This window comes from Tepidicaulis marinus, from assembly GCF_000739695.1.
GTDB classification, from domain to species: domain Bacteria; phylum Pseudomonadota; class Alphaproteobacteria; order Parvibaculales; family Parvibaculaceae; genus Tepidicaulis; species Tepidicaulis marinus.
Genome location: NZ_BBIO01000001.1, coordinates 86724 through 105966 on the forward strand (window position 1 = coordinate 86724; position 19243 = coordinate 105966).

General features: G+C 60.5%; 26 protein-coding genes. 1 reads left to right on the forward strand and 25 read right to left on the reverse strand.

The window, feature by feature from the left end; genetic code table 11:
• Positions 1-9 precede the first annotated feature (9 nt).
• Together M2A_RS00525 and M2A_RS00530 are read right to left on the reverse strand one after the other, a co-directional pair.
• Positions 10-2343, reverse strand: coding sequence for a phage major capsid protein (locus M2A_RS00525; RefSeq protein WP_052379079.1), 2334 nt, complete (start codon positions 2341-2343; stop codon positions 10-12).
• Positions 2340-2735: a hypothetical protein gene (locus M2A_RS00530; RefSeq protein ID WP_045441674.1), complete on the reverse strand. Its 396-nt coding sequence runs from the start codon at positions 2733-2735 to the stop codon at positions 2340-2342. Before M2A_RS00530 ends, M2A_RS00525 begins: the two co-directional genes overlap by 4 nt.
• Positions 2736-3070: 335 nt before the next feature.
• Here M2A_RS00530 and M2A_RS00535 point away from each other — a divergent pair, with 335 nt between their 5' ends.
• Entirely contained in the window at positions 3071-3271 is a 201-nt protein-coding gene (locus tag M2A_RS00535) for a hypothetical protein (protein ID WP_045441675.1), read from the forward strand.
• 103 nt (positions 3272-3374) lie between these two features.
• Here M2A_RS00535 and M2A_RS17000 read toward each other — a convergent pair whose 3' ends face one another.
• From M2A_RS17000 to M2A_RS17685, 23 genes are all read right to left on the reverse strand, one after another.
• Complete coding sequence (locus tag M2A_RS17000) at positions 3375-4766, reverse strand: putative phage head morphogenesis protein (protein ID WP_052379080.1); 1392 nt, start codon at positions 4764-4766, stop codon at positions 3375-3377.
• 2 nt (positions 4767-4768) lie between these two features.
• On the reverse strand, positions 4769-6202 hold the full coding sequence (locus M2A_RS00545; RefSeq protein ID WP_045441678.1) for a hypothetical protein: 1434 nt from the start codon (positions 6200-6202) through the stop codon (positions 4769-4771).
• Complete coding sequence (locus M2A_RS00550) at positions 6193-7848, reverse strand: terminase large subunit domain-containing protein (protein ID WP_052379081.1); 1656 nt, start codon at positions 7846-7848, stop codon at positions 6193-6195. The genes M2A_RS00545 and M2A_RS00550 overlap by 10 nt, the downstream gene beginning before the upstream one ends.
• Positions 7841-8404, reverse strand: a complete 564-nt coding sequence (locus M2A_RS00555) for a DUF3486 family protein (protein WP_052379082.1) — start codon at positions 8402-8404, stop codon at positions 7841-7843. The genes M2A_RS00550 and M2A_RS00555 overlap by 8 nt, the downstream gene beginning before the upstream one ends.
• Positions 8405-8406: 2 nt before the next feature.
• Complete coding sequence (locus M2A_RS00560; protein WP_045441681.1) at positions 8407-8712, reverse strand: VpaChn25_0724 family phage protein; 306 nt, start codon at positions 8710-8712, stop codon at positions 8407-8409.
• Complete coding sequence (locus M2A_RS00565) at positions 8709-9107, reverse strand: DUF2730 family protein (RefSeq protein WP_045441684.1); 399 nt, start codon at positions 9105-9107, stop codon at positions 8709-8711. The genes M2A_RS00560 and M2A_RS00565 overlap by 4 nt, the downstream gene beginning before the upstream one ends.
• Positions 9107-9415, reverse strand: coding sequence for a TraR/DksA C4-type zinc finger protein (locus tag M2A_RS18495; RefSeq protein WP_081875269.1), 309 nt, complete (start codon positions 9413-9415; stop codon positions 9107-9109). The genes M2A_RS00565 and M2A_RS18495 overlap by 1 nt, the downstream gene beginning before the upstream one ends.
• Complete coding sequence (locus M2A_RS00575) at positions 9318-9941, reverse strand: 3TM-type holin (RefSeq protein WP_052379083.1); 624 nt, start codon at positions 9939-9941, stop codon at positions 9318-9320. The genes M2A_RS18495 and M2A_RS00575 overlap by 98 nt, the downstream gene beginning before the upstream one ends.
• The gene (locus tag M2A_RS00580) at positions 9941-10498 is read right to left on the reverse strand and encodes a glycoside hydrolase family 108 protein (protein ID WP_081875270.1); all 558 of its coding nucleotides are present in this window, start codon (positions 10496-10498) and stop codon (positions 9941-9943) included. The genes M2A_RS00575 and M2A_RS00580 overlap by 1 nt, the downstream gene beginning before the upstream one ends.
• A gap of 123 nt (positions 10499-10621) precedes the next feature.
• Positions 10622-11020, reverse strand: coding sequence for a hypothetical protein (locus M2A_RS00585; RefSeq protein WP_156101647.1), 399 nt, complete (start codon positions 11018-11020; stop codon positions 10622-10624).
• Positions 11013-11264, reverse strand: a complete 252-nt coding sequence (locus M2A_RS17915) for a hypothetical protein (RefSeq protein ID WP_156101648.1) — start codon at positions 11262-11264, stop codon at positions 11013-11015. The genes M2A_RS00585 and M2A_RS17915 overlap by 8 nt, the downstream gene beginning before the upstream one ends.
• Complete coding sequence (locus tag M2A_RS17005) at positions 11261-11965, reverse strand: regulatory protein GemA (protein WP_052379085.1); 705 nt, start codon at positions 11963-11965, stop codon at positions 11261-11263. Before M2A_RS17005 ends, M2A_RS17915 begins: the two co-directional genes overlap by 4 nt.
• On the reverse strand, positions 11962-12351 hold the full coding sequence (locus M2A_RS00600; RefSeq protein WP_081875271.1) for a LexA family protein: 390 nt from the start codon (positions 12349-12351) through the stop codon (positions 11962-11964). Before M2A_RS00600 ends, M2A_RS17005 begins: the two co-directional genes overlap by 4 nt.
• A complete protein-coding gene (locus M2A_RS17920; RefSeq protein ID WP_045441696.1) occupies positions 12348-12638 on the reverse strand; it encodes a DUF6378 domain-containing protein in 291 nt (96 codons plus the stop codon). The genes M2A_RS00600 and M2A_RS17920 overlap by 4 nt, the downstream gene beginning before the upstream one ends.
• On the reverse strand, positions 12625-13161 hold the full coding sequence (locus M2A_RS00610) for a host-nuclease inhibitor Gam family protein (protein ID WP_045441699.1): 537 nt from the start codon (positions 13159-13161) through the stop codon (positions 12625-12627). The genes M2A_RS17920 and M2A_RS00610 overlap by 14 nt, the downstream gene beginning before the upstream one ends.
• On the reverse strand, positions 13154-13696 hold the full coding sequence (locus M2A_RS00615; RefSeq protein ID WP_045441702.1) for a helix-turn-helix domain-containing protein: 543 nt from the start codon (positions 13694-13696) through the stop codon (positions 13154-13156). The genes M2A_RS00610 and M2A_RS00615 overlap by 8 nt, the downstream gene beginning before the upstream one ends.
• The gene (locus M2A_RS00620; protein WP_045441705.1) at positions 13693-14004 is read right to left on the reverse strand and encodes a hypothetical protein; all 312 of its coding nucleotides are present in this window, start codon (positions 14002-14004) and stop codon (positions 13693-13695) included. Before M2A_RS00620 ends, M2A_RS00615 begins: the two co-directional genes overlap by 4 nt.
• Entirely contained in the window at positions 14001-14207 is a 207-nt protein-coding gene (locus tag M2A_RS00625; RefSeq protein WP_045441708.1) for a hypothetical protein, read from the reverse strand. Before M2A_RS00625 ends, M2A_RS00620 begins: the two co-directional genes overlap by 4 nt.
• Before the next feature lie 8 nt (positions 14208-14215).
• The gene (locus tag M2A_RS00630) at positions 14216-15184 is read right to left on the reverse strand and encodes an AAA family ATPase (RefSeq protein WP_052379087.1); all 969 of its coding nucleotides are present in this window, start codon (positions 15182-15184) and stop codon (positions 14216-14218) included.
• Positions 15185-15268: 84 nt separating this feature from the next.
• Positions 15269-17221, reverse strand: a complete 1953-nt coding sequence (locus M2A_RS00635) for a transposase domain-containing protein (RefSeq protein ID WP_045441711.1) — start codon at positions 17219-17221, stop codon at positions 15269-15271.
• Entirely contained in the window at positions 17218-17703 is a 486-nt protein-coding gene (locus M2A_RS00640) for a hypothetical protein (protein WP_045441713.1), read from the reverse strand. The genes M2A_RS00635 and M2A_RS00640 overlap by 4 nt, the downstream gene beginning before the upstream one ends.
• Positions 17703-18551 (reverse strand): ParB N-terminal domain-containing protein, encoded by an 849-nt coding sequence (locus M2A_RS17015; RefSeq protein WP_052379088.1) that lies wholly within the window; start codon positions 18549-18551, stop codon positions 17703-17705. The genes M2A_RS00640 and M2A_RS17015 overlap by 1 nt, the downstream gene beginning before the upstream one ends.
• 186 nt (positions 18552-18737) lie before the next feature.
• The gene (locus M2A_RS17685) at positions 18738-19043 is read right to left on the reverse strand and encodes a helix-turn-helix domain-containing protein (protein WP_197052799.1); all 306 of its coding nucleotides are present in this window, start codon (positions 19041-19043) and stop codon (positions 18738-18740) included.
• Between the last annotated feature and the right edge of the window lie 200 nt (positions 19044-19243).

A 19243-nucleotide genomic window follows, 5' to 3' on the forward strand; every position in this document is an offset into this window, starting at 1 on the left:
GTTATTCCGTTACGCCACGACTGACTTGTAGGCGCCGCGAGAGTCTTTTGCGGTGCCGCCGTAGATGTGGCGGATCTTGTAAGTGAGCTTGTCGGAGCTGAACATGGAGCCCACGGTCGGGTTGTCCTGCACGAAGAGCTCGGGTTCTTCGTTCCCGTCCAGGAACCCAAGCTCGATGATGGGGATATCGGCCGGGTCGGCCGTCACCACCCAGTCATTGACATCGGTCCAGTACCAGACGGGCATGACTTCAAGGCTCAGGCTCTGCTGGAACGTCTTGTCGTTTTCCGTGTTGCGGCGGAAAAGATCGACAGCGGCTTCCTCAAGTTCCGGCGGCACCCAAAGATAGCGCGGACCGATGCCGAGCGGCTCATCGGAGCCGGCTTCCTGTTGCTTCAACATGGCGAGGCGGGCCGCAGCGAGCGATGCGCTGCTAAGCGCCGCCGCGCCCAGATTGTTATGGCTCGCATGAAAGAGCGTGACGCCGTCATAGATGACCGGATTGGTGCGCAGGAAATCGAGCACGAACTTTGAGAGCGTGCGCTTTGCGGCCCGGCCCATTTTACCAGGAATCTGACGGATCGCGCCGACATCATCGTTCTTGATCATCTCAAGCGTGATGGTCTCGATCCCGCCGCGCTTTGACACGCTATAGCTCGCCTTCTCGTCCGTCGGACTGTCGAGCGCCGTATAATCACCGCTCTCGGCCACGACCGGCAGGTCACCATAGCCGCCGAAACGGACACGCTCCTGGGTGCGGAAGTCATTGATCGGCACCGGCGAACCGGTGAGCGCCTTGTAGATGTCGTAGCTCGTCGGCGAATTGTAATCGGCGATCAAGCGGCGGTTCATCGCGTTGCCGAGCACATCGGAGAAGCTCGCACTGTCCAGCGCTTCGCGCATCAGCGTTTCATCCGCATCGGACAGACGGCCCGTCACGCGGGTATCACCCGTCACGGCCGCATAGCATTCCTTGAAGGAACGCGCGTGCCGGTGGTCCTTGTGCGAGGGATCGAAGAACGCATCGAACATGTCATTGACTTTGTCGAAACGCGACCGGCCGATCTCGATGCGCGGCGTGTCACCAAGCCCGTTCACCCGGCCGCTCTCCGTAAAGGTGGCGAGATAATCCGCTTCCTCCCGAATAGCCTCATCGACATCCGCTTCGCGGAAGCTGGCCATCTCAAGGAAGCGGGTTTTGACGCGCTTCTTGGCCGCATCCGGCAGCGAGGAGGCATCGACCTTCTCGCGCATCGTCTGACGCGCTTCGATCATCCGCAGCTCGTCGCGGGTCACGGTATCACCCGCCGTTGCCGTTTCAGCCGGCGCGGCCGTACCGACGGCTTCGCGCAGCATCGTGGTCAGCTCTTCATCCGAGAGCCGGTCCGTATTCTTACCCTTGAGCAGCCCTTTGGCTTCAAGCAGGGCGATGATTTCCTCACGATCCATAAGCGGATCTCCTTTTGCTTCGATGAGGTTGATGATGGCGCCTCCGGCGCCGGGTTCGACGATGAGATCGACGGAGTTGACGGCGGTGAATTTCACCGCTTCGCGGACCGTGACCTGGCCGGCCTTGCGGGTCTTGGCGAGCGCGCGGCTATCGATGGAGAAGCCGAAGAGCTCGGTGAGTTTGCGGCTCCAGGCTTCCCGTAGTTTGACCGCGATATCGCCTTCAGGTTCCAGGAGTACGAGATCGGCCTGCAGCTCCCCCGTGTCGGTTCCCGTACCCTCGGTGAAGGTCACATTGCGCAGCGCGCCGATCAGGTTGCGCACATCCTTACCGCCGCCGGAAAGATGCTCGGCGTCCGATTTGACGAAGACACGGGTGCCCTCGAACAGCGGCACGGCTTCGCGCAGGACGGCGTCGGGATAGTAGTTCCGGTTGCCGGAGAGCCCAGCCTTAATGATGCGGATCCGGTAGGTCGCCTCGTCCCGCGCTTCAATGAAGAGCGGCGATGCCGCTTCGGTCATCGATGCAGCCGAGCCTTCTTCGGCCGGCACGAAGCGTTTCACGACTTCCTGGGGCGTGCCCAGCGTGACTTTCGTGCCGTCGATCTCGTAGGGATATTTGAGGAGCTTGCCGTCCTTCTGCTCGACGACGATGAAATCATCGAAAAGGGCATGGACGTAAGGCCACCACTCCTCTTCACCCGCAAGCTCCAGCGCCTTCTTAACGGCGCCCTGAAGAAGGTCTCTGAGCTGCGTGAGGTCGCCTTCAAAAGCTTCCCGGACGGCTTCCGGCCCGATGATGCCAAGCGCCGGCACCTCGCCCTTCGCCTCGCGGAACGCCGCTTCAACCAGCAGAGCGCCCGAAAGGCCCGCAACGGCCACCGCGCCGCTCATGCCAGTTCTCCAAGCTTGAGCGCGTGGCGGTGACCGTCGGCTGTGACGACGGAAACCTCGTCGCCGTTCTGACGGAAAGAAAGGATGTCCGCCTCGGTGACTTCGCGGAGAACGGCCTTGAGCCGGCCGTCCTTGCCCTTCTCCAGGTCGCGCATCTCCCCAAGAAACGGGGCGAGATCGGTAGCGGAGAGTTCCTGATCGGCCTTTTTACCTGCCTTCTTGGCTTGCTCCGCCGTCTGCTTGCCGCTCTCCTTCTCAGGAGCGGCGGCGGAAGCGGCATCTGCGTCAGGGGCAGGTGCGGCACCCTGCTCCTGTTTTTCGGTTGATGCCGTTTCCGCCGCCTGGGAGGAGCTGCTTGATGCGGGTTGCGCCGAAGCTCTGTTCCGTGCCATGAAAATCTCCAGAAGCCTGAAATGCAAATCGGCCCCATCTCGCGGCCGTTGAAGTGCACCCTAGCGGCGGGGCTGGAGACAGGCTTGGGGTGAACAGTTCACCCCGATTTCCGGAAATTCAGGCGGCTGGGGCGTTCTCTCTTGCAGGAGAGGGAACGAAGCGGCCTTTTAAGAGCCTTTAAGAGGCCGTGAGAGGCCCTTCTTGGTGTTTCAGGGCCGGTGGTGGCCCGGCGGGCAGACAAGCGCCCACACGGGCCGGATTTTATCGATCACCGACGGCGGTCCGTTTATGCTCAGAGTTCATCTAGACTGCATCCAATGAACCGGAGGCATCCATGGACAAGAAGCACAGTGAAATGAGCATGACCATCGCCTTTCTCCTATGGGCTATTGGTGCAGCCTTTTTGATATGGCTTGGGTATCAACTCCCCGTTCCGGCATGGCTAGGAACTTTGGTGGGTTTCGGATATTTCTTTATCCTAGGATGGCTGAACGACAAGGTTCACCGCTATTATAGGACTAGAGAAGATCTTTGACGGCCCTGGCTAAGTCTCCTATCTTCTGGACGTGACGGCTGAGCAAATGCGAGAGCCGGTAACCTTCGGGCCCGTGCGGGGGTGTGTCGCTCCCCGCCAGCCGTCACTTTCCCTCCCGCACAAGACGATGACGCGCTATCTCTCTCCGGCGCTGTTTGGCAGTCGCCCGGTGCAGGGACTGCAGATAAAGCTCCCGCCCGCTTTCAGTCCGTTTAACAACTGCCTTCCAGAGTTTCCCCTCGATCTCGCCGAAGACCAGCACCAGCCGGTCGCTTTCCTGCAAGGCCGTGCCTTCGTCCAGGAGCGCCTGGACGCGGCGGTAATCGGCCGGGGTGAACGCCTGGCCTCGCCGGTGCGCTTGCTGCTTGATATGCGTGAAGGTTGAAAGCCGCAGGACGGAAGCCTCCGAACCGAGCGCGGCCTTCAGATCCTCTCCCAGTAGACCGACGGGGAAATGATCCCGCGTCTTCGTGGATCCTTTCAGAAAGCGCCGAAAGCTCTCCGTTTGCAGCTGATCGGCAATGATACGCCGGGCTGTTGCGGCGTGCTCCCGTTCCAGGGCGCGGATAGAGGAAAGCCCCGGCGCCGCACGGCTGATCGGGGGATTGAGTTCGCGGGCGATATTGCGCTTGCGCGGATTGAGGAAAACTTCCTGATCCGAAAAAGGCTGGCGGTCCGGCTGTGCCACACGCCAATGTTCCATGTAGGGCAAAGACAGGCAGCCGCAATTGATCGTTTCTTTGGCGGGGCCATTCGGGTCGCGCGGGATCATGAGCTCGGTGTCGCCAACGTTAAAGGGTTTGTCCACATCGCGGATTTGCCCGTCGGTCAGATCGTGCTGCAGGCGGCTATGGATCTTGCCGGACCGGCGCCATTGCTTCTTGAGGCCTGGCACCACCTCTTTCGCCTGGCTCATCCGCTCCTGAGCAGCGGTCGAGTAGGCCCGGCCGATCTCGGTCCGCGTAATGGTGATGGCGCGTGAGCGGCTGGACTTCAAGATGCCCTGCACCTGCGTCACGGCATCGCCGGTCGTTTGCGTTCCGACAATGGAGAGGCCGAGCTGCGACTTGATCTTCGCCGCTGCCTCCCGGCTCACATCCTTGAGCTTGTCTGTGAAGAAAGTGCGCATGGCGGCAAGCTGTCTTGTGTCGGGTGACTGGAGCACCGCCGCGATATTGATCCCGCCGGCCCGGATCGGCTCATCGATGAGCGAGACGCCGGCCTGATGGGCGGCCTCAATGCGCACGCTTCCTGCTTCGCTCATCTCCGTTCCGATTTCCGCAAGCGTGGCATCGATCGACTGATTGAGATTGGCGAGATGCCAGGATTGAAAATCGCTAGGCGCGGCCTTCAGCTCCGCCGCGATGTTCGCCTGCGCTTTTTCCAAAAGGCGTTTGACGTCATCGAGGGCAGCCCGATGAATACCGGCATAGGCTTTGATCTGCCGACGCCGTTCGGCCTGGAATGCCCGGTTGCGCTCTGCGTCGGTCGCCATGCCTACTGCTCATCGCTGGTTTCGCCGTCGCCGGTCTCGCCTGGCACGAAGCCATCCTCTTCGTCTTTCCGCGTGCGCTCAGCGCGGATCCGTTCCAGCTCTGCGGAGGGATCGATCGAAAGCCCGAGCTGGGATGCCACCAAGCCGATGAGATTAAGAGCTGTTTCTTCCGAGAGAAGTCCGCGGTCAACCGCCGTTGCGGCGGCCAGCACAACCTGCTGCAGCGCGGTTGCGAATTTCGACGTGTCTTTCGAGGTGAGTTCAGGGAAGCGGGCTTCAGGCACATAGACGGCAGGATCGTCCGAGGCCTCCGGCTCTGCGCCATAATAGGCGCGCAGACGCTGACGGATTACGAAGGTGCCAACCTCCGAGAGGATGTACCCCCAGAAGCGCTGGCGCATCGTGAAAATCTTCACCGTGGGCTCGCCCATCTCGCCCGCTGTCGCCCGGTTCACATCACCGCCGCCGCCATACCAGTGCTCCGGCAAAGTCGAGCCGCCCAGAATATGATTGCGGAAAAGCCGCGCAAGGCCGTCGCTGTCGCTCGAATGAAGATTGGGCGCTTCGGCCTTCCACTCCTCGGCATCATTGTGAACCCGCACGCTGCCGGCGTTCGGCACCGTGATCTGACTGGCCCGCTTGTTGACCTCTTCTTCCGTCGCGCCCTTCATCGTGACATCCCAGATGAAGGCGCGGAGCAGATCCCAGCGCTCCAGCTCTCCGAACATTGCGGTGTCGTAGGAGTCGAGCCAATCGAGAAGCGCCAGCATGTCGGAATGCCCGCGCGTCGAACTCGAAAGCTGGTTGACGGCAAAGTAGAAACATTCGCCATCCTCGAATGTCTCGCGGATCTCGCGGGTACGCTGCGAGAAAACCTCTTCGGGGCCGTTGACAATGACACGGTAGCGCTTGGTGCGGCCGTGCTTATCCTTCGTGGTCACCACCCCGATCGGCTGCTCTATATTGTCGGGATCCGTCACCACGGTTTCGATCAGCGCCGGGTCGAGATAGCCGAGCCGGACATGGCCGTTCATCTCATTTACGAAGACCGGCCAGCATTGCTCACCGAAGATCGCAAGCTCGCGTACCTTCTTCGGCAGCTTGATATCCATCTGATTGATCGGGTCGCGCCAGAAGGCATCGAGCCAGCCTTTGGCTTCCTCATCGGGCGCGGTGAGTTCCACGCCCTCCGCCAGAAGGTAAGCGACCGGCAGTTCGATGAGCCGGTTCGCCAGCATGTTCGTCCGCCAAAGATAGACGGCAAGCTCCTGCATGCGTGACTGCGTCAGCGGCTGCAGGTTGCGCATGCCGTCACCGGTCAGGCGCCGCCAGCCATGTTCTTCACCGTCGATCGTCTGCCCGGCCGCCTCGCGCATTGGCGTTTCGGGTTCCTGCTCCTTGCGGAAAGGCCGCATCATGAAATCGATCAAGCCCATCGCCGGCGTCCTCTTTCTACTGGCCGTTTAATCAGGCCCCGCGATGGCCGGTTCTCGACGGGGCTATGCCGCTGGATGGTCGCGCCGGCCGAGGGCTGCAGGCTCTCGCCGGTCGCAGCTGCCCAGGCAAGCAGCCCGGCAACGGCACTGTCGCCGTGCCGGTCCTTGCCATCCGAACCTTTGACTTTGGCGGCCGAGACAACAGGCTTGCCGTCGCGCAGCACAATGAGCCGGTGGTCCTGCACGATGTCTTCCGATTTCGGCACGCGGATAGAGCGGCCCTCATAGGCTGAGCGGTACTTCGGAAACCATTCCGCATACCAGCCGGCGGAAAGCATCACGCACTCGACAAAGGAGGGGCCGAGCGCCTGAAGCGCAGCCTCGGCATGGCTTTGCCCGTTGCCACGGCTGTCGAACTTGGCGTTCTGAAGAAGCGGCAGATTTTGAAGGACGAACAGCATGATCTGCTTTTGCACATCGAAGGGGATGTTGCGCAGCTCCAGCAGGAAAGCCGTGCGCCAATGGTCGCCTTCTTCCTGAAGAACCCAGATGTCTGACAGATCGCCCGACCGCCCGAAATCTTGCCCGAAGGCGGTGCGCTTGTCCTTCGGCATGGCATCGATGACGGGCCGCAAGACCTCATCGATCCATTCCTGTGTCTTACGCTCGCGCAAAGGATCGAGTACGAACTCGGCAGGGCGCGCGTGATAGAGAATCGGGATTTCCGCATCCCAGCATTGCTCGATGATCATGCGCGTGAAGTAAGCGCCGCTACCTCGCTTCGGAATGCAATCCAGTTCTTCGGCCGCGTCCTCCGCATCCGGGTAATCCGCCCGGATGGAGCGCCGGTAATCCGCCTCGGCGTCTTGCGACCAGTCATTTCCCCGGACCAGGCAAACGCGCCGGTAAAACCCCTCGCGCAGCGCATCGTCAAAGGTGATCGTGTGCGGGGACCAGGGCAATACCTTCGCCTGCACGTCCCGCAGGTACTCGAAGAACGGATTGTTCTCGGTGTTGTGGGTCGAGACGATATCGACGCGCCCGCCCCACATGCGGAAGGCGAGCGCGCCCTTGACCACCTCTCTTAAGTTTTCGTGGAAAGCTGCCTCATCGATGCGCGCATGACCCTGCTTACCGCGCCAGTTATAGGGGTTCGAGGAGAGCGCCTCGACACGGTGCCCGGAGGCGAAGCGGATCTTGTAGCGCAGGATGTCCCGGCGCTCATCTTCCACCATCACGACGTCACGGAAAACAGAGATTACGCTGACGGCTTGATCGAAGGCTTTAGCGAAGAAGGTGCAGTCCCCAATGAACTCGGCAGCCATCGCCTGATTGTAGCCCATATAGAACTGGTCCATACCGCCGGCTTCCTTGGCCGCCGCCGCCTCGATCACACTCTCTGCAGCAAGCGCGCCCCAACTGAACCCAATGCGGCGGGATTTGAGCGCGATGCGCACCGGCGAACGATCCGCATGCCAGCGCGCTTGGTAAGGCAGGAGAACATGTGGAACCTCTGCGGGCTTTAGCTTGCGTGACGCACGTTCCTCCTGGATCTCTTCCACGAGATCGAGCGCGTTCTGCAACTCCGCGCCTTCGAGAGGCGCGGAGGAAACGGTTACAGCTTCGGCGGAAACGGTCTCAGTCATTGCCCTCGTCTTTCTCGACGGGCACACCGAGGATTTGCGCGCGGAGGAAAGCGACTTGGCTAGCATCCATGCCGTTTGAGCGCGCTACGTTTTCCGCCTTCTCCGCGGCCTTCACCCGTTCCTGCCGAGCGATCTCGTCGCGCAGCCTGATCTCACGGTCCTGATCAAGCTTCGAGGCCGAGGCGAGATCCTTGAGGGCGCGGCCAAGGAACATCGCGTCCTGCGCCGAGAGCACCACATCGTCGCCGTCTTCCCCCGCCAGGAGCGACATCAGACTTGCATGCATCAACTCGATATTGAGCCGCGCCTGCCGGTTGTCGGTCGACGCGCCAAGCCGGTCCATGATTGCGTCCGCAGCCGCCCGGCTTTCCCGGACGCGTTCCGCAATGGCGTCGATCTTCTGGGTGTGGCGCGCCAGGGCCGAGCGCGACACATCGAGATCGAGCTCTTTCAGCTTGTCCAGAATACTGTCGATCGTCACCCCGTTCATGCGGAGCTGACCGATGAGCTCACGCACGTCGCGCGGCAATTGGTCGATGGAAGACGGACGCGCCATCGTCATTCCTCCAGATCGAGGTGCAGCGGTTTCTTGATGCCCGGAACAAGCTGCCGGCCTTCGACCACATCGAGGCCCGCCTGGGTGAGCCGCGCGCTCACATTCTCACCGGCTGTCTTGATCTCGGCGGCGGACACATCCGCCAGCCAGAAAAGGCCGGCGCGAACCTGCGCCATACTCGCACCAAAGCCGATGGCATCGAGGCCGCGCGCGAGCGAGCCATCTGCGGCCCAATAACCGCCGCCCTGTGAGGCAAGCAGCTTAAGAAGCACCCAGCGAAGATAAGGAAGATCGGCCGGAAGGATCATGCACCACCTCTTTGGCTGCGCCCCTTCACAAGGGCATCCTCAAAGATCTGTGAGAGGCGGTTTTCATGGCTCCGAAGGATGTCGTCGAAACCTTCGATACGGGCATTCACATTGGCGATGGCCGCTTCGGCCTTGTGCAGCTCGCGTCGGAGCGCGGCCAGTTGCTCGGCCGTCGGGATATGCGTAAGCGCACCCTCAAGGCGGCTGATCCGTTCGACCAGCTTGTGTTTGTCCTCGATGCGCGCATCCTCGATTTTGTCGATCGCTTCCCCGAGTTCCTTGAATTTGCCGGACCGGTCGAGTTTGAGAAGGCGCAGGAAGGCAAGGAAGCTCACCATCAGGGCCGCCCCGGAAATAATTACGCCGATGATGCTGAGGGCCGTGCCGCTATCCATTACCGGGTTTTCTCCTTCTCTGATTGACATGAAACGCAAAGTCGTGCGCCGGGCTGAGCGCGCCGGCGTTCGGGCGGGATCGGTTCCCCGCAGTCCGCGCAATCAGTCCCGGCCGGGCCGGTAACTGATCCGGCCGAACCCGCCGTCCGTAAACATTGACGAATGAGAAGGCGCCGCTCTTCTTCCTCAAACTCCTGGCACCAATCAACCTCATCCACGGGCACCCCCCGTGACGCGGCGCACAAGGTCGGTGACGGCGCTCGGCGCCATGGTTCCCGGCCGCTGGCCGGCGCAAACCTGCTTGTCATGGGAGCGTTTCACGACATTGACGCCGAGCACCGTCAGAGCGACCCCCCACTGGACCGTGAGCGCACCCGCAAGGCTTGCTGCCCCGTTCATGAGTGCGGTGACCGCTTCCGCCTTTCCGTAGAGCGTGGCAACAGCGGCTGCGCAAAAGCAGAACATTATGGCCATGGATTGAAGAGCCCAGGTGACGGCCGTCACGTAGCCCCAGGTCGGGCGCCAGCGGCGGACGAATTTATCGTCGGAATTGATGGCCGCACGGGCCGTCTCGTTGACGGCTTCGAGCTGGCGGGTGTGGGCTTCCAGCTCGGCAAGTTCGATCTGCGTTGCCTGTTGCTGGAACCGGATGAGCAGCTCGGGGTTCGCCTTGAGCGCCGGAAGGATATCTTCCGCCTTGTCAGTGCCCACCACGGCCTTGCCGACGTCGATAATTTTCTCGGCTGTCTCTTCGCCCTTTTCACCAAAGAGCCAGCGCCCAAGGGCGGGCGCTGCGAATTGGGCGATGCCAAGTGCCAGGCTCACAGGTTCCATCAGTGATAGGCCCTCCTGAGCCAGCCTTTGAGGTACTTCTTGAGTGACGGGCGGGATGCCACGAGAGAGCGGTAAAAGCCCGCAGCCTCCGAGCGCAGCGCGGCGCGCAGTTGATACGCGTCAGCCGATTGCACGGCAGCGCGCGTGCGTGGGCCGAGAATGCCGTCTTCGGTTAAGGGGAGTCCCACTGCATGGCAGGCGCGCTGCAGGAGTTTATGCGCTTGCACGGCACCCATGTTGACCGAAAGATCGAAGACTTTCACACCGATCGCGGGCGGAAGATCCTCGTAGCGATATTTGTCCCACCAGTGTTCGCGGTAGAGCGCCATCGCATCCTCTTTCGTGAGAAGCTGGATGTCGCCAGGATCAATTTCACCTGAGCGATCGATGTCGAAATCGAAGAAGCCGTCACCGTCGGCATCGATCTCGCCGACCTGCCGGAGAAAGCGCAAGCTGATGCCCCAATTGGTGGCGCCGCCTGGATCGTCCGCATCATTCACATACCCGCCCTCATGTTCGAGAACAGTTTGAATGGCTGTTGAGAAGGCTGCGCTCACGGCTCATGGCTCCCTTGGTGTGGAGCCACACTAAAGAAGAACGGCGCATAGATTTTGGGGTGAACTGTTCACCCCGAGGTAGGTCGGGGTGCTGTCTATAAATCGCAGAGCTGGTGACCGCCGTCAATCGTGCGGTTTCTTCTCCGGCGCGGTGAAGAGATCAGGCTCATCCGCGTCCCCGTCGACAAGATCGGAGCGGATCTTCTTCACATAGCGCATCGAGCAGCCGACACGCAGCGCAATCGACCGTGCGCTGCCGCGCTGACCGATGATCTCCGCTTTCTTCAGCTTGGCATATGTGCCCTTCGGGATATCAATGCGCTCGCCGCCAAGCGCTTCGCAAAGATGCTCCATGCGGTCAAGACCAATGAGAGCGGTAAAGGGATGATCGAGCCGCGCGCGGCGCGGAATATACTGGTCCTGGACGCCGCCGAAATGTTCGGCCAGCTGCAGGGCAGCTTTCGGGCCAATGATCACGGCAAGACGCTGCAGTCCTATGGGCCAGCTCTTTTCCTCAGTCACGGGCAACTCTCCAGCGAACCGTGTATTCGATGGTCATCGCAGGATCTTCAGCCCGTTTGCGCCAGATAAAACGGCACGTGAGCCCGCCGTCCTGGCGGTGGTACGGTCGGACGGTTTTCTTCAGAACATAGCCATCGGCAATACAGCGCTTGTGAAAGGCCATGAGCTCCTCGTCATGGCCAAGCAGCCTGAGCGCATCGACCGGGCGTAGATGCCGGCCGGGACGGGAGCGCCGCGCTCTCATGATTGCTCCTCCGGCAGGCGGCGCCGGATCATCTCGCCGAATTGGCGGATGAGCGCATCCAGCTGCGCAGCATCTAATTGGGTGATGGAACTATGTGAGGCAATGCCCAATGCCCGGCAGGCCCACCTGTCCAGCGCGCCGCGATCATCAATTCTGACCGCTTTGAGAGCGTGCAGCTTTTGCCATTGAGCTTCAATGACGCGGCACCGCTCATTGTGAAAGGAGCCGTTCGTACTCGCGTAAGGTTCCCAGTTCACGCCGCCGTCACGGCTGGCCCAATCCTTCAGCGCTTCTATCACCGTTGAGGCGTCCTCACCCGCGATCCAGGCAAGCGCGTCAACGCCAGCTGCCTTTCCGCCGGTCACGCGTTTTGCAAAGGCAGCGAGCGCGCCGTCCGAAGGGTCATGCACGACGCCTAAGTGGTACAGTGACAGCCAGAGCGCCCGCATCTTGCCGTGCTCGCGGCGGGCCGCGCCCTTCGGCTTACCAGAGCGCGGGCGAGGCTGGAAACCTTGTGCCTGGAAATGTTTCAGAAGATCGACAAGCTGCGCATCGCTCATCTTTGTCCGCGACCGCACCTCGTAACGTGCCTCCAAGATATCCCGGAAGGTGTCTTCATCGAGCCCAAGCTGTTTCTGAGCGATCGAGATTTTCGCATAGAGAGAATGACGGGAGGATGCAGGTTTGCGGGCAGCTTTCATTTGCCTTCAATCTCCATCATATCGCCCAGCGTGAGCGGCTTCACCACCTCAACCGAGCGGGCGCACCGGCGGCGGCGCACGATCCGGCCGCGCTCTTCAAGAAGGTCCAGTATGCGGGCGATACCGCCGGTCGACCGATACCCAGTGATGCCCTGAAGCTCGCGCACGGCCGGCGCATGGCCGTGTTTAGAGATGTACCGCTCGATAGCGAGCAGCACCTTTGCCTGCCGGTCGGTGAGCCCGCGCGCTTCCGCCCGGCAGGCAAGCCGGAGATCCCGCAGCGCGGAGCACATCTGATCCGGCGTGCTGGATTTGGCAGCGCGCAGGAACTGGCGGGCTGCTCTTTCGATATCGATCTTTTGTGCGGGCGTGAGGGTTTCCATCATGCACCCTCTTTTTTGGTTCCCGCGCCGCCGATGGCCGCATAACCTGATATGTCGACCCAGCTATCATGGTGCTCAGCGTCATGGGAAAGACGGGCCAGCTTGAAAAGGATCATGGCCTGGGCAACATCGCCGCCCGTGACGTCCCAGCCGAACTGGGCGCGCCACAGATCGGCAACATGCTCCATGAACCGCGCCGGAGGTCCGTAACTCTTCTGCCGGCCGTCGACACTTTCCAGGGCAGCGAAGAGGACTTTTGCTTCGGGAGATGGATCTTTAAGCACACTCATTGTCTTGAACCTCCCCGGCCGCCACCTCTTTATCGAGAAGCGCATCGACCAGTTTGTCGATTTCACTATCGGCAGGCTTAATGACCACGGCTTCACCGCCCCCGATTACCGTCACGCCAAGCTTTTTAAGGTCGGTTGCTGTGAGACCCGAGAGAGCAGTCTTCTGAGGCTTCTCGGTTACATTAATGAGCGCGTCAGCCTTCTCCGGCATGTGGCGCTTGATAAGCTTCACGACCATGCCGGCATCGAATTTGAGCTTGCCCTTTTCCTTCATGATACCGACCTTGATGCCATGCAGAATGCGCGTCTTCGGCTTTTTAAAAAGCGCTCGACTTTCGTCTATTGTCGCCTGTAGCTCCGCATGCGCATTGGCAGCTTTCTCGGCCAGGTTCCTGATGCGCCGAAGCCTGCGCCGTTTGAGGCCGGTCATCTCCGCTTCGAGTTCGGCAACCGCATCACCGAGTTCGGACCGGGCGTCGGCATATGCCTTGGTCAAGCATTCGATCTCAGAAAAATCACTCATGAACGCCTCCCTCGCGAACCGGATTGCGGTCCATAAGCGGTGCAGATCCAGCGCCATTGCTGCCTGAAAGGTCGCGCGGCTCGCTTGAAGAAGCGGCGGAAAAGCTGGTACATGACGTTCTCTCCCGAATGATGAGACGCTGAAGTTCGGCAAGCTCCGTGCGGGCCGTTTCGATAAGGAGGAAAAGCGAGTTGATGCGAGCCGTAATTTGGCTGTCACCGGCGCCAGAGATGGACGGCAACTTTCTCTCGATTTCGAGCTTTAGTTCCGCGATCTCTTCCGCCATCGCGGTACTTGCGGCGGCACTCAGTTTCTTCTCGGTTTTTTTGATGAGCGCCCGAACGGCGCTCTGCTCTCTGTTGCCGAATGCCAGCCCGATTTCGCCATAAGAGAAATCGAACATGTGGCTGGCCAAATAGCAGGCGAGTTCACGCGGACGGGCATGACGCCTCGCCCCGTGTTTCCTTTCAAGAAGCCGCGGCTCAATGCCGTAGTGCTCGGCCACGACCGATTTGATAAGAGCGAGCTCTCTCATGCCGCACCTCTTTCATCGTCCGATTTGCGGGTTAGAAAGCCCATTCTCATAAGCTCGCCTTCGAGCGCAGCGAAGCCGCCTATCGCTTCGATCCTCAGACCAGGCGAAGCCGGGTCTGAGGCGAGAGCCGACAGAAGGCCGAGGCTGCTCGCGGCCAGGTGAAGAGAAGCGGAGAAATCAAGAACAGCTGCAGCCAGCGCCCGGATTTCTTGCTGGCTTGCCATCGTTTCGCGGCGCGCGCCCTTGTTCAAAATGTCGGTTGCCACGGCAACTACATCGATGGGCGCAGTGTTGGAAGCGGCAATCATGATTGGCCTCCCTTGATGAGCTCAAGCTGTACGCAGGAGCGCCGGGCATGCGGCGCAACGCTGGAGCGTTCCATGCCTTCCGCTTGCTCAGCGAGAGCGTCCAGCTTGGCAAGAAAGGCGTTGAAGAAACCCGGCGAAAGCTGACCGCACTCGTAGTGAGCCTTCATGGATGCTTTCAGATTGCGGATGTCATTACTGATCATGAGGCACCTCACGCAGCTGAAGATGTGGAGAGCCGCTCAAACGCAGCCTTGATGTGTTTGAGGTTCCGCTCTTCGCCTTCACCTGAAGCCAGAACCGTTGCAAGCTGGAGGCATTTCGTGAGGCCGCGCAGAGCGCCTGGCTTACGGCCGATGGCCTTGAGCAGCCGGACTTCTTCATCTTCGGTGATCTTCCAGGCATCGATGATGGCGCAGATGTCTTTCGCCTTCGGACGCGCCTGCGTTACACGGACGCCGACGCGGGAGAAAAGCTGGGCGAATGTTGCTTTGCGCCCCTCGCCTTCAAGACGCGTATAGACGCTTTCATTCCCGACTAGCGCAATGCCGACGCTCCCGTCCGCCCGGTCATAGATCGAGCGGAGCTGATCAAGCGCCTCGGACTTCAGGTGCTGCGCCTCATCGATAATGATGAGCCCACCCGAACCTTCAACACGGCGGGCAACGGCGCGGGCGAGCTTGGAGGCGGACCGCTCCACAAGGTCCATCGCCTCGCACACCTCGCTCAGCATCGTGTGAATGCTCGATGTGGACGGGTCCATCGTGGCGATCCACACGTTCCGGTTCTTGCGCGCATATTCGTGGATGGACGTTGTTTTTCCGATGCCCGCGCCACCGGCAATGACGGAGATTTCCGGCATGATCTGAGCGAAGCGCAGCGCCTCGATGAAATCCTGCGCGGAAGGCGTCAGAATGAACTCCGGGGCTCGGGGCACGATTGCCTTTTGCCGCTTCTTCTCCTCCCGCCCGGCAAGCCAGATCTGGACCGCCGCCGTGATCCTATCGTTATTGCCCTGGTAAGAACCGCTTAGCCACCCCGTGAAGGTGCCATAGGCAATGCCTACTTCCTTCGCCAAGGCTGCTTGGCTTTTGTCTTCGGTCTCCATAATCGCGCGGATCTGATCCCGCACGGCCTGGTGCTCTTCCGGTGTAAAGGTTCTTTCGTTTGCCGCATCAGACATGTAGTTTCTCCCATGTGGATTGGCAGTCCTTCTCTGGACCGCCGGTTTCAGTGAGGACGCGGGGCCGTCAAACCTGCCGCGTCCTCACAATTCTTTTCCGCCTTGCACGAGCGTCAGACCGGCGCTCAAAGCGGAGGTGAAGTTGATCTCCTCCTCATCGGGCTGCTCTTCTGCCTTCCGGGCCGTGTTGCCGACGATGGCCCGCACGACTTTCGATGAAGGCGGCTCGCGATCCTCGACCTCGATCCCGGCATAAAGGTCGGCCAGCTGAGACGCGGAAAGCTGCTTCTCCATCGTCGCCAGTTCTTTCGTCTTTCTCACAAAAGCACGGCGGTCGCGGGCATGGGCGCGGGCGCTTTCCGCATCGAAGAACCCGGCCGCTTCAATGCATTCGGCAAAGCCGACATAAGAACCATCGGTCCGGTAAATGTGGACACCATCATGAAGGTTATCGGGATCGAAGCGGACGGTGACCGGCTTGCCGAGATAATCGTGTAAGCTCTCGGCCCAGTACCGGTTGCCGAGAAGGCGAATGCTTCCGTCATATTTGTTCGGCCGAACGGACTCCGCAGCAAGCAAGCACATTTGAAGCTGCTCGGGCCCAGCCTTTCTGATCGCGGATGCCGCGTAGCTGCGCTCGAAAGCCTCATCGAAGCTGAGCGTCCCGCCGCAAACCTTCGTGCGGCGCCCCGGCTTGGCGTTGAAGAAGCGGATGCCTTGCTCGACGATCTGCAGAAAATCACCCAGATCGATGGCGCGGCTGCCGTAATTCTCCGGCTTCGCTTCCGGCGAGTTACCGGTATAAGCCCCTTCGCAAGCCGGGTGTTTGGCGATCCGGTCACAAAGCTCCCGGAAGGCGCGCTCGATCGGCTTGGACTGGCCACTATAGGGGGTTGCCCAGCGCAGATCGATGCCGAGTGCCGTCAGAATGCCGACGGGCTCTTCCGGCTTCACCTTGAAGCGGAAGCGATTAGGCGTTCCGCCGGAAATATATTTCGAAGCGAAGGCTCGGCCGTTATCGAGAAGACACCTGTCGGGAATGCCAAAGGCTTCGAAAACATCTTTAAACGCGAGCCGGACCAGGTCGGTGTTCTCGCTCCGGTCAATTCGCCAGCCCAGTATCTTGTTCGAGAAGAGGTCTTGAATGGCGACCATGAGCGGGCGGGCTATCGTTCCGTCCGGCCAACGGACGAAGACATCCCATTTATGACCATCCACGTTGACAGCCTCCAGCGCGTGAAGCGCCGTGCGGTCACGCTCCTGAGGCGGATACATCCGGGCCAGCGCGCGCGGGCCTTGACGGTGCAGGACGAGAACGGGTTTCGGAATTTCCTGGTCGATACGGCGCTTCAAAGTACGCGCGGAAGGAAGGCTCCAGCCTTTCTGATCGGCGAGGCGTTTCAGATCCTCATAACAGATTTCGAAAGGCCGTTGGGATTGGCGGAGATAATCGGCCAGCAGCGTTTGCCAGGCGCGCGGATCGCATTCGACGGTCTGCGTTCTTCCCGCATGCCGGGGGCAAAGGCGCGGTAACCAGTCTGAGCGGGGTGCGCCCGCGACCAGGTCCAGCCAGTTATAGACGGTGCGCGGGCTGACCTTCTCTTTCTTGGCTGCCTCATGCACCGCGAGGTTGCGGATCATGCCGCCATGTTCGAGCGCGAACACAGCGTTCAATGTCCGAAGGCGGTCTTCGGCCTTTGATTTCTTCGTATCCGGCTGGCGGTTATACCAGTCCCAAAGCTCAGAGCTCTGCGCTTTGGGCTCGGCAGGGTTTTGTTTCGACCCCACGCGTCCGAGCAACACCACCTGCGCGCGCATCGGCAGCAAGGAAATGTGATACTCGTAACCGCCGCCTCGCCCCTTGCGCCGCCGCGCCATCGGCTCGCCGGCAGCATTCAGCCTGTCTTTCCAGCCTTCACGTTTCGCAAGCTTGCGAATGTTACTAACATCAGACGGAAGACCCGGCAGGTTGAGCGCGGCGATTTCATCGGCGGTAAGCCAGGATGCGATCTGCTTATGAGCGAAGGTTTCGATCATGATTTTCTCCCCCGCCGCAGAGCCTTCAGCTCGTCGTTCATGTTTTCGATCTGCTCGGCGAGGATCGCTTCACGCACAGCGTTCTCGTAGCGGCGCGGGATCACACAAAGGTCGAGCTCTTCGGCAAGGAGGTTGAGAAGGCGGAAATCGCTGGTGGCATGGGCAAGCGCGACAGCCCTTACAACCGAGATATTGTGAGCCTCCCGCGCGCCGCTCGCATAGGCGTTGAGAATATGTGCCGATACCTTGTCGTCCTCGCCCAGGCCGAGAAATTCGGTCATCTTTTCCGCGATCTCGTCTCGGTCGAGCGGGTTCTCCTCACGGGCTTTTGCATCGTTAAGGACCTGGGAGACGGCTTTGCTGACGCGAGCGCCGATCGTTCCGGCGCGCACGGTCACCGGATCAAATCTGTCGACCTTGGGCGCTTCCGGGCGCCAGGTCAGAAGGTCGAGCGTCTTTTTATCGCCGCGCACCCGTGCCATCAGTCAGCGACCTCCAGCTTTGGGGTGCGGGAATTGAGGAAGGTATAAAGGCGCTCGATGCCAATGTGATCGAGCAGCATGTCTTGTCCGCGCTTGTCGAGGCGGTTCCAGGCTTCGACCGCACGGGCGACCTTCGCTTCGCGGCTCTGTTTGTCCGGGCCGGTACTGCGGCCTTCGAGCTTGGCAGCTGCCTGACCGACGCGCTTGATTTCGCCGTCACCCTGCATCAGGAGCTTCACAATCTCCCGTTGACGCTCTGGCTCAAAACGCACGAGGGACAGCAGCTCGCTTTGGTTACGGGCGATGTCCGTGCCGATGATCTTCTTGCGGGCTTGCGGGTCCAAACGCTGATGAAGCCGCACATGGCGCTCAATCGTTCGCTTGCTCCAGCCGGTCTTCTCCGCGATGTCGTCTGCAAACGACATCATGTCGTTTGCAGATCCGTGACGGGCATTTGCCCCCGCTACCCCGGCTTTGGTTGCGGGGTAAAGTGTTTCATAAACGGCCTTCCGCTCGGCCAGAAAAGCTGCCCGATCGAGCGGATTGAGTTCATGACGGCACAGGTTCTCGTCGATCTCCATGAGCCGGGCTTCGGCAGGCGACAGGTTCTTATGGATCTCGCAAGGGACGGTTTCGAAGCCAGCCTTCTTTGCCGCTGCCAGACGGTGAGCCCCCGCGATAAGATGAACCTCGCCGCTCTTCTTATCCTCCCGCACCGTCAAGGGCGTGAGTACCTTGCCGCAGTCCCGCATGGACTGAGCAATCACCTCGACATGATCGGGATCGACGCGCCGGAGACGCTGTCCGACCTTGATCTCTGAAAGGGAAACCTGCCGCATCACACTCATTGCGTTACCTCACTCGCTTCTTCAGCGGCACGTTAGGCCGGCCTGTTGCAAGAATTGTTTGGGAGAGGCGTCCCGGCCGGAAAGGCGTCAGGAGCTGAGGGCCACCACACCGGCCAGGACGCGGGCTGTGAGCTAACAGGGATCGCTCACAAGAAAAGGTTGGAGAGCGAAGCGCCTGGCTCATGTCTAAGCCGCCTCGCCGATTTGACAGTGACGCCCTTCGGCGCGCTGCTTATAGTTTTCTGCAGGTTGAGGACGCAGACGCCGCCCCTTGGCGTCGTACCGGCTGGGCCAGATTTGATGGGGGGGACGCCCCAGCGCCTTAGCGATCACGCGCTCGCCGCGTGTGTTGGGAATAGACGCTGCTTTTGAGCAAGTTGAAAGTGGCAGTTTATGTGATCGGTCGAGCGCGTAAAAACTCGCGACACCAGCGCGTTTCAACTCATAAAGAATCCGGATACGATCCCAATCATGGGAGGCTTGATCGGTCATCGGGTCACCCATTTTCCCGGCCCTGCCAGGCCGGGTTTTGTTGAATGGTGATTTGCTAGAACGAGCAAAGGATAGCGATTTTCGTCGTTATGTCCAAACAAAAAACGCTATATGAGGGCGATTTTTATCGCCTCCCGCAGAATGTCTAAGATGCGGGGCATAGAATTTGAGGGGGATGCTTTCCTGCAGAGATTGCAGGA